Raw genomic sequence first — 12,737 nt, 5'->3', positions numbered from 1 at the left:
TTGAATCTATTTAGTTTAACAATGATTTTGTAACTTGCATTGTTACGGATAATTTTTAACCAATTCGTTATTGTGAGGTACCAAGCAATCCTTTTTACTCTTTAGCAGTATATTAAGATTGCTTCGTACCTCGCAATGACGACAAAATAAAATAAATGAAATACATTATTGCCCCATCCATACTTGCTGCCGATTTTGGCAATTTACAACGCGATATCGAAATGATTAATCAGAGTGAGGCAGATTGGTTTCATGTTGATGTGATGGATGGAGTTTTTGTCCCAAATATTTCTTTTGGTTTCCCTGTAATGGCGGCGGTTAAAAAACATGCTACCAAATCTTTGGATGTTCATTTGATGATTGTTGACCCCGATAAGTTTATTCCAGAATTTGCTAAAGCAGGAGCAGATCGGATTACAGTTCATTACGAAGCCTGTACGCATTTACATAGAACTATTCAATTAATTAAAGCTTCTGGTTGTAAAGCGGGTGTTGCATTGAATCCTCATACTCCAGTTACATTATTACAAGATGTAATTGAAGATTTAGATTTGGTGTTGATTATGTCGGTAAATCCTGGCTTTGGCGGACAAGCATTTATTCATAACACCTATAAAAAAATTCAGGATTTAAAACGCTTGATTCAAGGCGTTAATGAAGATTTAATTATTCAAGTTGATGGTGGCGTAAGTTTGCTAAATATTACTAAATTAGTTTCGGCAGGTGCTAATGCTTTCGTTGCTGGAAGTGCAATATTTGCGACGGATAACCCAAGCCAAACCATTATCGAAATGAAAAATTTAGTAACCACAAGTATTAGCATTTAATCTCGAATTTTTCGGGATATAAAAGAGTAAACTCATTGAAATATTGGGAGTAAATAATTAGCCGCGAAAATACAGAAATCACGGAAGCTAAAAACATATTACTCCATATTTCCCTGAAAAATTTGTATGCATCTGTGAAAAAAAATATAATCCTTACGCTAACCAATGCTCAAATTTCGGCTAATCCTAATCCTTTTCCTTTTAATTGCTAGTTGCAGTTTTGCTGTGGCTCAACCATTAGTTAGGATTTCAGGAATAGTTTACAACCAAGAAAAGTTGCCGTTATCGCAAGTTACCGTGATTGTATTAGGTCAGGCGCAATCTACTGTAACCGATGAGTTTGGTGTTTATACGATTTATTCAAAATCCAAAACCTTTAGTATAAAGTACACCTTGCTTGGTTATCAGCCAAAAATTTTAAAATTTAACGAACATTCTGGAGCAAGAATAACACAACAAATAAGTTTAGTTGCCAATATTAATGAGTTAGAACAGGTAGATATTACTGATAAACAAAATCAGCTGAGTAATACCACCACCATTAATATAGCCGATGTGGCATCTATGCCATTGGTTTCTGGAAATTTCGAAACCATGCTCAAAACATTGCCAGGCGTATCTACCAATAACGAGTTGAGTGCACAATACAGCGTTCGTGGAGGTAATTTTGATGAAAACTTAATATACATCAACGATATAGAAATCAACAGACCAGTTTTAATCCGTAACGGACAACAGGAGGGGTTAAGTTTTATAAATGCGGAATTGGTTAGTAAAGCAAAGTTTTCGGCAGGAGGTTTTGAAGCAAAATATGGAGATAAACTTTCGTCAGTTTTAGATATACGTTATGATAAACCTGATAGTAATCAAACCATATTAAGCACAAGTCTTTTAAATACTTCGTTAACCACGAAACAGATTTTTAAACATAGCTTTTTGCTTGCTGGCTTGCGCTATAAAAATAATGCTAATGTTTTAATAAAGCAGGACGAAAAGGGCAGTTATAGTCCAAATTTTGGTGATGTGCAGGTATTATATCAATATGATATTTCTCCAAAATTTAATGTTAGCTTTTTAGGAAACTTAAATTTGGGGCAGTTTAAACTAGTGCCTACTAATCGCGAAACACAATTTGGAACCCTTAATACTACTTTACGATTAAATGTAGATTATACAGGCCAAGAAATTGATGATTACCAAACATTTGGGACCGCTATAACTGCAACTTATGCACCAAAACCGAACCTAGTAATTAAATTTATTAATAGCTATTTTAACACGATTGAAAGAGAGCGGTTTGATATTGACGGCCGTTATATTTTTGATGAAGTTGATAATAGTTTTCCATTAGAAAATTTTGGCCCGATAACAAAAAATAGAGGGATCGGTAGCTACTATAATTATGGCAGAAATAGCTTAAATACGCAGATTTTTGCTACTGAGGTTAAAGTAGATCAAAACTTTAACAATCATGTTTTTTCTTGGGGATTAAAGTTTGATAAATCTAAGTATGACGACCGTTTAAATGAATATAATTATACGGATTCGGCAGGATTTATTTTGCCGAATAGCGGAAAAAACATTGTACTTCAAAATGTAATTAATGTGGATAATTATATAGATATAAAAAACTATAGTGCTTATATTCAAGATAGTTACTCGCTCTCAAATTATGCAGAACTTCAGCTCGGTGCCCGTGCAACTTATAGTTCTTTAAGCAAGCAATTGCTAATTAGTCCGCGGATGTTAATAGCCTACAGACCAAATTCTAATAATAAAATTTTGAGGTTTACTGCAGGTGTTTACAAGCAACCGCCATCGTATAGAACCATTCGCGATTTTACAGGAAAATTAAATATTAATCAGAAAGCGCAAAGTTCTTACAACACTTCAGTTGGTTACGATTATGCTTTCGATGCTTTTGGAACCAGGTTAAAATTTACTTCTGAGGCTTATTTTAAATATTCAGATCGGTTAATTCCTTATAAAATAGATAACCTCAGAATTAAATATTTAGCAAATGAAGTATCTAAAGGTTATGCTTATGGAGCTGATTTTAGTATTGGTGGTGAATTTGTAAAGGATTTAGTTTCCTATTTCAGAATGTCGGTAATGCATGCTAATGAAGATATTATTGGCGATAGTTATGTTCAAAATGGCGAAATAATTTATCCTGGTTATTTAAAGCGCCCGACCGACCAAAGGCTTAATTTTTCTATTTTTTTTCAGGATAGATTGTTGAATAGCCCCACTTACAAAGTGCATTTAAATATGCTGTATGGATCACGTTTACCAATAGGGCCATCTCAAACGCCAAGGTATTTAGATAAGTTCTCTGTTCCATCGTACAAACGAGTAGATATTGGTTTTTCTAAAGATTTTTTAGACGATGCCGCTTTGCATAAACCTAAATTTTTAGACAGAAACTTTAACTCTGTTATTCTATTTTTCGAAGTGTTTAATATGTTAAATATCGATAATACCGTTTCTTATTTGTGGCTTAAAGACGTTGATAATGTGCAATATGCGATTCCAAATTATTTAACGGGGAGACAGTTTAATTTGAAATTGATAGTGAAATTAAAGAATTGACAGAATAATATTTAAGCAATTAAATCAATTATAGACTTTTAATAATCAAACAATTTCATTGAAGGACTTTTTAAGAACTCCAATAAAATTATTTACAAAATTGATTAATTGCGCATATTAATATACTGCAAAGGTTGGCCAAAATCCTCATTGCGACAAAGATTAATTACCGCTTGTAAATCATCAATTTTCTTAGCAGTTACACGAACCTGGTCATCCATAATAGATGGCTGAACTTTTAAACCGCTGGCTTTAATTTTTGCAACTACTTTTTTAGCGGCTTCTTTATCCAAACCTTCTTTTATAGAAATTTCTTTGCGAATCATATTGCCTGATGCTTGATGCTCATCGCCAAAATCCAAACTTTTTGGATCTAAATTTTGTTTCATCATTCTAGAAATTATAGACCCTTCAATTGCTGCTAAACGCATATCATCTTCAGTTACGATAGTTACAACATTTGTTTTTTTATCCAAATCGATGGTGCTTTTAGAACCGTTAAAATCGAAACGGTTTAAAATTTCTTTTTTAGCATTGTTAATCGCATTATCAAGCGTTTGCGAATCAACTTTACTTACAATATCAAAAGAAGGCATAGTTTTAGCTTTAAAGTAAAAAAATAAGTAGATTTAATAGATTATTACTGATACTACAAAAAAACGAAAAATTTTATGAAAACCACTAAGACGAAGACTCAAAAAAAGACAACTAAAAAAGAAGCTAAAAAGCAATTAGAACAATCTATTTCTGATAAGTTTTTAGAAGTTATCACAAGTTTAGGTCATGATGCATCAGAAATAAGTACCGAAGTTGCGAAGGCGAGTAAACGTGTTGCCAAAAAACTGGCTAAAAAGTTTACTGTTATTAAAGCTGATGTAGGTCAAAAAATCGATGACATTTTGCATTCGTCAAAATCAGTAAAAAAAGAGGATAAAAAACCTGTGGCCAAAGCAACTACAAAAGCAGAAAAAGTGGTTAAAAAAGCAGTTGCAAAAGCTAAGCCTGTTGTTCAAAGTGTTAAAGTTGCCGCAATTGCTTCGGAAGAAAAGGCTGAAAAAGCGATATCAAAACCTGTAACTAAAGTTGTAGAAGAAGTAAAAAAAGCTATTCCAGCAGTGAAAAAGGCAGTTGAAAGTAATGTTGCTCCTAAAAAACCAGCAACCACTACAGTTAAAAAAGCACCAGTTAAAGCTACTGCAACTAAAGCTGTAACTGCCGTAAAAAAAACAGTAACTAAGGCTACCAAAACTACTCCTAAAAAATAATTTTGTTAACATTAATATGGGTGTGAATTAACATCTACTTAACAAAATAATTTGCAGTTTTGAACATCCCTGTTTTTGCAGGGATTTTTATTTTTTTAAATGAGCAAGAAGAAGTTACCCTTTTTTAATCGAGAAATTAGCTGGTTATATTTTAACGAACGTGTACTACAAGAGGCAGCTGACGAATCTGTTCCACTGATTGAACGAATAAAATTTCTATCAATTTTCTCCTCAAATCTGGAGGAGTTTTATCGGGTTCGCGTTGCCACTATGACCAGATTGACGAATCTGAATGAAAAAGCAAAAGCGCTTTTAGGTTTTAATCCGAAAAAGATACTCAATGAGATTAAAAACATTGTTGTAAAACAAGAGCGTAAATTCGATCAGCTTTTTCAAGCTACACTAATCAATGAACTTGCTCAAAATAGAATATTTATTTTAAATGATACCCAGCTGAATGTAAGCAGGGGTGAGTTTGTTAAAAATCATTTTAGAGATAAAATTTTATCTAACCTGGTGCCAATCATGTTGGATATGGATAAGCCATTTCCAGAACTTAAAGATAGATTTCTTTACTTTTTTGTTAAGTTATCCCGTAAGGATACAAAAGTTAAAGAAAAATATGCTTTGATTGAGATGCCGCCAAATTTACCTCGTTTCCTTGTTCTTCCTGAAACGAACGATTTAAAATTTATCATTCTTGCAGAAGATATTATTCGCTACTGTCTTGATGACATTTTTTATGTTTTTACCTATGATAATTTAGAGGCTTATTCTATTCAGTTAACTCGTGATGCAGAGCTTGATATTGACAAAAATATAAACGAAAAATTTATAGAAGATTTAAAAAGTAGTCTGGAAAAACGTAAAAAAGGTAAGCCAATGCGTTTACTTTATGATTCGGCAATGCCTTTAAATATGCTTACTGTTTTAGTAAATAAGTTAAAGCTAGAAGCAGAAAGTTTAATTCCTGGTAACCGATACCACAAATTTGGAGATTTTATATCTTTTCCTAACGTTGGCGGAAAGGAGTTAGAATATGCGCCAAATGTACCGCTAAAGGTTCATGATTTACATAGAACACAAAGTGTGTTTGCGAAAATTGCACAGAAAGATTACCTGGTTAATTTACCTTATCAATCGTACGATTATATCATTCTTTTCTTACGTGAGGCAGCGATAGATCCAAAAGTTACAGATATTCAAATTACTTTATACCGATTGGCAGAAAATTCGAAGGTTATAAACGCTTTGATAAATGCGGCTAAAAATGGTAAAAATGTATCGGTTTTATTAGAGCTTAAGGCAAGATTTGATGAGCAAGCCAATATATTCTGGACTAGTAAATTAATGGAGGAAGGCGTAAAGGTAAACTATGGTTTAACCGATTACAAAGTTCACTCTAAAATTTGCCTTGTAAAGCGAATCGAAAAAGATAAACCTGTTTATTATGCAAATTTAGCAACGGGTAACTTTAACGAGAAAACGGCAGGCTTATACTGCGATCACAGTATTTTTACGGCAAAAAAAGAGATTACGAATGATTTGGTTAAACTTTTTGACGCATTAAGTAAACGAACGGTAACAAAAGGATTTAAACATCTTATTGTTTCTCCGTTAGAAAGCAGATCTAAACTGGTTAATTTTATTAATCGCGAAATTAGAAATGCAAAGGCTGGTAAAATAGCTTACATATTACTTAAAGTGAATAGTTTAGCTGATGAAGGTATTATTGCCAAACTGTATGAAGCAAGTAACGCTGGCGTAAAAATACAACTTATTATAAGAGGTATATGCTGTTTGGTGCCTGGCGTTAAAGGCTTTAGTGAAAATATTACAGCAATTAGCATAATTGATAAATTTTTAGAGCACGCCCGAATTTACATCTTTAGTAATAACGGAAAAAACGACATGTATTTATCATCGGCAGATTTAATGAGCCGAAATTTTGAGCATAGGGTAGAAGTTGGTTTCCCGGTTTTAGATCCTGATGTAAAACAAGAGATTCAGGATATTATCGATTTACAATTACAGGATAACACCAAGGCAAGACAAATTAATGCTTTGAATAATAATAAATACCATAAAAACAGATTAACCAAAAAAACAAGGGCGCAAGTAGATATTTACAACTACTTAAAAAACAAGCACCAATAATATGTTAAGATACGCAGCTATCGATATCGGTTCGAATGCAGTAAGATTGCTTATTGCAGATATCAGCAAACAAGATGGTTTATACAAATACAAGAAGAATACTTTAATCCGAGTGCCCTTGCGTTTGGGCGATGATGCATTTTTAGATCAAAATATATCTCCAAAAAAGGCAGGAGATTTGGTTAAAACGATGCTCGCATTTAAAAACTTAATGGACGTGTACCACGTAACCGAATATTTGGCTTGTGCAACATCTGCCATGCGTGAGGCTAAAAACGGAGAGAATATTGTGAAGTTGATAAAAGAAGAAACGGATCTAAGACTCGAAATTATTGAAGGTCAACGTGAGGCAAATATTATTTATGCAAACCACATTGAACAGGATTTAGATCAAAGTAAAACTTACTTATATATTGATGTAGGTGGAGGTAGTACGGAGTTGAGTGTTTTTTTTAAGGGTGCGCCTATTGCTTCAAAGTCATTTAATATTGGTACAATTAGGATACTTGATAACCAGGATAAGGAAGAAACCTGGGAAGAAATGAAAAGCTGGGTAAAGGAGCATACAAAAGCTTATAAACAACTTGCAGGGATTGGAACTGGTGGTAACATTAACAAACTTTTTAGAATGGCGGATGAAAAGGATGGCGCACCAATGTCTTTACAGAAATTAAATTCTTTATATAACAAGTTAACCAGTTATTCGCTTAAAGAACGTATTCATGTTTTGGGTCTAAATCCAGATCGAGCTGACGTAATTATTCCTGCTTCAGAAATTTATTTAACACTAATGAAATGGACGGGAATTAAACAAATTTATGTACCAAAAGTTGGCATGGCCGATGGTATTATTAAATTGCTAATAGAGGAAAAATTAAGTTAAATTTCATTAATAAAAAATATTTTTTAGTCTTTCTACACAGGCCAAAAAAATACCTAACACTAGGTATTTTTTTGGCCTGTTCATTAAAGTATTTTAGCCAACGATAAACCCGTTAACTAAAAATTATGAAAGCTAAATTAATTATGTTCTCAATAGGAGTGCTGTGTGCGCTCTCAGTGAAAGCCCAAACTGTAGAAGTTTCCGCATCGGAGTCTGATGCAAAAATTATTGTTGATGGTCAAAGCCTTGGTACAGGTAGTTTGAAAATTAAAGTTCCTAAAAATTCTTGTGTAAATGTTAAAATTCAGAAAGCAGGCTTTTTAAGATACGAGCAAACTTATTGCAATAAAAAGGGAATGACTGAACCTCCTAAAAAACAATTCTTTGATATGAAAAAAGATGATGCTGAAGAAGCATCAATTAAAACAGATCAAGCGAATATTGATTTTTCGATAGAGGTAAATAAAAAATTAGACATTACTGATGTTTGGAAACGTACGAATCAAATTGTAACCGATTATTTTGATGCAATAGAAGTTGCTGACAAAGAAACCTCTTACCTTCGTACAGCGTGGTCGATTCAAAGCTTTGCTCAGAATACGATTCGTACAAGATTAATTATTAAACTTTCTAAAAGCGACCCTCTAACTTATAAAGTTAAATTAGTAAGCGAATATTCTGGAATGCCGTTAACTAGTGTGAAAGCCGATGAACAATTTCATGACTGGGATAGAGTTTTGAGAAAGTATCAAAATGTAATTTCTGATTTTACAACAAGATTAGGGAATCAATAATATGGCTCTCAGATGGTTATGTTATTATTTAACATAGCCATTTCCATAAAACTCATAACCTCGATATTTATATCTTTCTTAAAATATATGCGAAGATGATGGTTATATTGATTTGTGCCAGGAACTTGTGCAATTTTAATAAAGCAAAAATTATCATTAAAAGCTTGGTTAAAGGGAAATACCACATGAATGAAGTTTTTACCCAATTGAGTAATGTAAGCTATTTTATGATTACTTTCTATCGCAATCATCGATTTTAAAGGATGTAATTCAATGTAGCCAATCTTACTAAATTCTTCAATAAAAAAACGGAATAACTCGAGCGTATATTCCGTTTTTCCTTTTAAAAAGCCTGCTAATTGCATTTCAGCCATATTACTTATTCTTCAAGCAATTTTACTGCTGCTTCATCTACAAACCAGGTTAATTTTCCATCAGTTGGATTAATTAACTGCGCTGGATAAGTATCAAAGTTTTTTTCTTCATCGCCAATAACATGTTTTAAAGCTTCAGCCTTATTTTCGCCAAAAGCAAGAAATGCTACATTTTCGGCTTTGTTAATTAACGGAGCTGTTAAGCTAATGCGATAAGTATTTAATTTTTCGACAAAAACAGAGTCTACATCAACTTCTTGATTTTTAACTAATGTCGTATGAGGGAAAATTGAAGCCGTGTGAGCGTCATCGCCCATTCCTAACAAGATTAAATCGAAAACGATATCATTTCCATCAAAATGTTTATCTATAGATTTTTTGTATTCTATAGCGGCTTTTTCTGGTGCTAATGTTGTATCGATATAGAAAATATGGTCTGTTTCAATGTTTAAATTATCAAAGAAATTTTTCTTTGCCATTAAGCCATTATAATTTTCATCATCAGCAGGAACATTACGTTCATCGCCAAAAAAGAAATAAACTTTTTCCCAATCAATTCTGTCTTTACAATCTGTCGATAAAATTCGGTACAGCTCTTTTGGCGAATTACCGCCAGTTAAAACAAAGTTGAAGCGATCATTATCCTCAATAGCCATTTCAGCAATTTTAATAACGTAATCGGCTAAATCCTGATTTAATTCTTCGAGCGTTTTATAAATAAGTAGATTCATGTTTATAAGATAACATCACTGAAAGGTAAGAAGCAATCTAACGACAGCCGCTATTTTACTAACGCTAAAAGATTGCTTCCTACTTTGCAATGGTGGGTGTTAAATATTATTCTTTATTCTTCAACGGCAAATTAAACCAATGGAAACCATCTCTTGCGATAAGTGCTTCGGCTTCTTCTGGTCCCCAGCTATCAGCAGGGTAATTAGGGAAATTAATTGATTTTTTGCTTTCCCAAGTATTTAAAATTGGCATTACCAATTCCCAAGCTGCTTCAACCTGATCGCCACGCATGAATAAAGTTTGGTCGCCCATCATAGCATCAAGCAATAAAGTCTCGTAAGCTTCAGGGGTATCACCTTCGTAAGTTCCTTTATAATCGAAAACCATATCAACAGGATTTAAAACCATATCTAAACCTGGTCTTTTCGCCTGTACCTGCATACGAATACTCATTTCTGGCTGAATACTAATAACCAAACGATTTTGTTGCCAGTTTTCGGTTACACCTGATGAAAATATTTGATGAGGAACATCTCTAAACTGAATGGTTATTAAAGATGAAGTTTGATTTAAACGTTTTCCTGTTCTTAAATAGAAAGGAATTCCTTGCCATCTCCAGTTATCGATATGGAATTTAACTGCTGCAAAAGTTTCAGTATTTGAATGATCATCAACACCTTTTTCCTGGCGATAGCCTGGTACTTCCTTACCTTCAACCCAACCTTTGCTATATTGACCACGAACCGTGTGGAAACGAATGTCTTCCGCAGAAAATGGGCGCATAGCTCTTAAAACTTCAACCTTGCGGTTTCTGATTTCATCAGCATCGAAGCTAATTGGTGCTTCCATTCCCACTAAACAAAGTAATTGTAGCAAGTGATTTTGAATCATATCTCTTAACGCACCAGCACCTTCGTAGTAACCACCACGATCTTGAACGCCCAATTGCTCAGTTACCGAAATTTGTACATGGTCGATATAAGCCCTGTTCCAAAGAGGTTCAAATAATGAGTTTGCAAAACGGAAAGCCATCATGTTCTGAACCGTTTCTTTACCTAAATAATGATCGATACGATAAATTTGTTTTTCCGTAAAAATTGTACTTAAAAGTTTATTTAACTCTTTGGCTGATTCTAAATCATGACCAAATGGTTTTTCGATAACGATACGGCTGTTATCTTCATCTTGTGTAAGTTTATATTTTTGCAAACACTCTGCAATTACAGGGAAGAAGTTCGGCGCCACGGCTAAATAGAAAATAACCTGGGTTTCTTTCCCGAATTCTTTTTGATATTTTTCTACAGCCGCTTTTAAGTTTTCAAAAGTTTTAGGCTGAGCAAAATCAGTAGGGCAATAATTCATTGTCTTACTAAAATCTTCCCATTTCTCTTTTTTAACTTTTCCAGTACGAGAAAATTCATTTACAGCATCCTCTAAAGCAGCTTTGTAGCTATCATCAGTAAATTCTGTTCTACCCGTGCCAATTACAGCAAATTTTTCGGGCATGTAGCCTTCTATAAATAAGTTGTATAATGCAGGAGCAAGTTTGCGTTTATTTAAATCGCCAGTACCACCAAATATTACAAATATTGTGGGGTGTAATGCGGTTTTTGATTTCATTTTGTTTTTTACGTGTTAATAATCGGTGTTATTTTACGATAATTTATTCCAATCGGCATGGAAAACGCCTGCTTTGTCGATACGTTCAAAAGTGTGTGCGCCAAAGAAATCTCTTTGTGCCTGAATTAAGTTTGAAGGCATTCGAGCAGTTGTAATGGTATCAAAGTAGGTTAGGGTAGAAGCAAATGCTGGAATCCCTAAGCCTGAACTAATACATGCAGAAACTGTTTTACGTGTTCCTTTTAAACTGCTTTTTATAATATTTTGAATACCTGAATCGCCAAATAAATGTTCGAGGCTATTGTTTTTTTCGTAAGCCTGATAAATATCTTCCAGGAATTTAGCTCTGATAATACAGCCACCACGCCAGATTTTAGCAATTTCCTGTAATTTTAAATCGTATTGATATTCTTTTGACGCTTGTACTAATAAATGCATACCTTGTGCGTAAGCACTGATCATCGAGAAGTAAAAAGCATCTTCTAATTCTTCAATTGTAACATCAATTTTGGTGTCTTTTTTACCAAAACCTTCTTCAAGTGAAACTCTTAATTGCTTGAATTTAGATAAATCGCGGTTCGAAACTGCTTCGTTAATAGTTGGAATAGGTAATTGCAGTTCCATTGAAACTTCCGAAGTCCATTTTCCTGTACCTTTAGAACGAGCTTCGTCTTTTATCATATCTAAAAGATCGTTTTGTGTTTCTGTGTCTTTGAAAAGAAAAATCTCAGCTGTGATCTCTAATAGGAAAGATTGGAGTTTGCCTTCATTCCACTTTTTAAATACTTTATAAATATCTTCGTTAGAATAGCCTAATCCATTTTTTAATATACCATAAACTTCTGCAATAAGCTCCATAATAGCATATTCGATACCATTGTGTACCATTTTAACAAAGTGACCAGAAGCACCTGGACCAATATAAGTTACGCAAGGATCGTTATTAACTTTTGCCGCAATAGCATCAAATACATCTTTTACTACATTATATGCTTGTTTATCGCCACCAGGCATCATACTTGGTCCGAAACGTGCACCTTCTTCGCCACCAGAAATACCCATGCCAAAGAAATGCAAGCCATCTTTTTCTAATTCATCAACTCTTCTGTTAGTATCTGTGAAGTGTGAGTTCCCACTATCAATAATAATATCGCCCTTACTTAAAAGAGGCTTTAATTCTGCAATAACGCTATCTACAATTGGTCCAGCTGGTACAAGTAAAACTAATGTCCTTGGTGTTGCCAGATGGTTAATAAAACTTTCAATGTTGTCAAAGCCCTCAAGATTATGTTTCTTGCCTTCGTCTTCAAGCTTAGCAATCATCTTTTGGTCTTTATCGTAACCAGTAACAGAGAATCCTTTATCGGCCATGTTTAATAAAAGGTTTCGGCCCATTGTGCCTAAACCAATCATCCCCAATTTATATTGCTTTGAATCGTTATTTGCCATTTTTTGTTATTTAATATATACCCAAAATTAGGGTTTACAAATTA

Annotated in this window: 11 protein-coding genes; 6 read left to right on the top strand and 5 right to left on the bottom strand. The window is 33.6% G+C overall.

Annotation, left to right across the window (positions count from 1 at the left end):
* Positions 1 to 155: 155 nt before the first annotated feature.
* Together rpe and ABD692_RS06835 are read left to right on the top strand one after the other, a co-directional pair.
* A complete protein-coding gene (gene rpe, locus ABD692_RS06840; protein ID WP_344765958.1) occupies positions 156 to 827 on the top strand; it encodes a ribulose-phosphate 3-epimerase in 672 nt (223 codons plus the stop codon).
* A 225-nt stretch (positions 828 to 1,052) separates the two neighbouring features.
* Positions 1,053 to 3,419, top strand: a complete 2,367-nt coding sequence (locus ABD692_RS06835; protein WP_344765957.1) for a TonB-dependent receptor — start codon at positions 1,053 to 1,055, stop codon at positions 3,417 to 3,419.
* 104 nt (positions 3,420 to 3,523) lie between these two features.
* Here the strand turns inward: ABD692_RS06835 and ABD692_RS06830 are convergent, their stop codons facing one another.
* A complete protein-coding gene (locus ABD692_RS06830; RefSeq protein ID WP_316760656.1) occupies positions 3,524 to 4,015 on the bottom strand; it encodes a YajQ family cyclic di-GMP-binding protein in 492 nt (163 codons plus the stop codon).
* Positions 4,016 to 4,090: 75 nt separating this feature from the next.
* Between ABD692_RS06830 and ABD692_RS06825 the strand changes: the two genes are divergently transcribed.
* The 4 genes from ABD692_RS06825 to ABD692_RS06810 all read left to right on the top strand — a co-directional run bounded on the left by ABD692_RS06825 (position 4,091) and on the right by ABD692_RS06810 (position 8,518).
* Positions 4,091 to 4,684 (top strand): hypothetical protein, encoded by a 594-nt coding sequence (locus tag ABD692_RS06825; RefSeq protein ID WP_344765956.1) that lies wholly within the window; start codon positions 4,091 to 4,093, stop codon positions 4,682 to 4,684.
* A gap of 99 nt (positions 4,685 to 4,783) precedes the next feature.
* Positions 4,784 to 6,841 (top strand): polyphosphate kinase 1, encoded by a 2,058-nt coding sequence (gene ppk1 / locus ABD692_RS06820; protein ID WP_316760649.1) that lies wholly within the window; start codon positions 4,784 to 4,786, stop codon positions 6,839 to 6,841.
* A 1-nt stretch (position 6,842) separates the two neighbouring features.
* A complete protein-coding gene (locus ABD692_RS06815) occupies positions 6,843 to 7,724 on the top strand; it encodes a Ppx/GppA phosphatase family protein (RefSeq protein ID WP_344765955.1) in 882 nt (293 codons plus the stop codon).
* Between the two features lie 125 nt (positions 7,725 to 7,849).
* Positions 7,850 to 8,518 carry a hypothetical protein gene (locus tag ABD692_RS06810; RefSeq protein WP_316760645.1) on the top strand — a complete coding sequence of 223 codons (669 nt, stop codon included), beginning with the start codon at positions 7,850 to 7,852 and terminating at the stop codon, positions 8,516 to 8,518.
* An 8-nt stretch (positions 8,519 to 8,526) separates the two neighbouring features.
* Here the strand turns inward: ABD692_RS06810 and ABD692_RS06805 are convergent, their stop codons facing one another.
* The 4 genes from ABD692_RS06805 to gndA all read right to left on the bottom strand — a co-directional run bounded on the left by ABD692_RS06805 (position 8,527) and on the right by gndA (position 12,693).
* Positions 8,527 to 8,883, bottom strand: coding sequence for a DUF5655 domain-containing protein (locus ABD692_RS06805; RefSeq protein ID WP_344765954.1), 357 nt, complete (start codon positions 8,881 to 8,883; stop codon positions 8,527 to 8,529).
* A gap of 14 nt (positions 8,884 to 8,897) precedes the next feature.
* Complete coding sequence (gene pgl, locus ABD692_RS06800) at positions 8,898 to 9,623, bottom strand: 6-phosphogluconolactonase (RefSeq protein ID WP_316760639.1); 726 nt, start codon at positions 9,621 to 9,623, stop codon at positions 8,898 to 8,900.
* A 106-nt stretch (positions 9,624 to 9,729) separates the two neighbouring features.
* Positions 9,730 to 11,244: a glucose-6-phosphate dehydrogenase gene (gene zwf / locus ABD692_RS06795; RefSeq protein ID WP_344765953.1), complete on the bottom strand. Its 1,515-nt coding sequence runs from the start codon at positions 11,242 to 11,244 to the stop codon at positions 9,730 to 9,732.
* 33 nt (positions 11,245 to 11,277) lie between these two features.
* The gene (gene gndA / locus ABD692_RS06790) at positions 11,278 to 12,693 is read right to left on the bottom strand and encodes an NADP-dependent phosphogluconate dehydrogenase (protein ID WP_344765952.1); all 1,416 of its coding nucleotides are present in this window, start codon (positions 12,691 to 12,693) and stop codon (positions 11,278 to 11,280) included.
* Positions 12,694 to 12,737 lie beyond the last annotated feature (44 nt).

This window comes from Pedobacter ginsengiterrae (assembly GCF_039537385.1).
Classification (GTDB): Bacteria; Bacteroidota; Bacteroidia; order Sphingobacteriales; family Sphingobacteriaceae; genus Pedobacter; species Pedobacter ginsengiterrae.
This window is presented reverse-complemented; position numbering and strand designations above follow the sequence as displayed.

Excerpts from the sequence above, each read along its gene's own strand:
- rpe (WP_344765958.1), top strand. The coding sequence starts at position 156 with ATGAAATACATTATTGCCCCATCCATACTTGCTGCCGATTTTGGCAAT.
- ABD692_RS06830 (WP_316760656.1), bottom strand. The coding sequence starts at position 4,015 with ATGCCTTCTTTTGATATTGTAAGTAAAGTTGATTCGCAAACGCTTGAT.
- ABD692_RS06825 (WP_344765956.1), top strand. The coding sequence starts at position 4,091 with ATGAAAACCACTAAGACGAAGACTCAAAAAAAGACAACTAAAAAAGAA.
- ppk1 (WP_316760649.1), top strand. The coding sequence starts at position 4,784 with ATGAGCAAGAAGAAGTTACCCTTTTTTAATCGAGAAATTAGCTGGTTA.
- ABD692_RS06815 (WP_344765955.1), top strand. The coding sequence starts at position 6,843 with ATGTTAAGATACGCAGCTATCGATATCGGTTCGAATGCAGTAAGATTG.
- ABD692_RS06810 (WP_316760645.1), top strand. The coding sequence starts at position 7,850 with ATGAAAGCTAAATTAATTATGTTCTCAATAGGAGTGCTGTGTGCGCTC.
- ABD692_RS06805 (WP_344765954.1), bottom strand. The coding sequence starts at position 8,883 with ATGCAATTAGCAGGCTTTTTAAAAGGAAAAACGGAATATACGCTCGAG.
- pgl (WP_316760639.1), bottom strand. The coding sequence starts at position 9,623 with ATGAATCTACTTATTTATAAAACGCTCGAAGAATTAAATCAGGATTTA.
- zwf (WP_344765953.1), bottom strand. The coding sequence starts at position 11,244 with ATGAAATCAAAAACCGCATTACACCCCACAATATTTGTAATATTTGGT.
- gndA (WP_344765952.1), bottom strand. The coding sequence starts at position 12,693 with ATGGCAAATAACGATTCAAAGCAATATAAATTGGGGATGATTGGTTTA.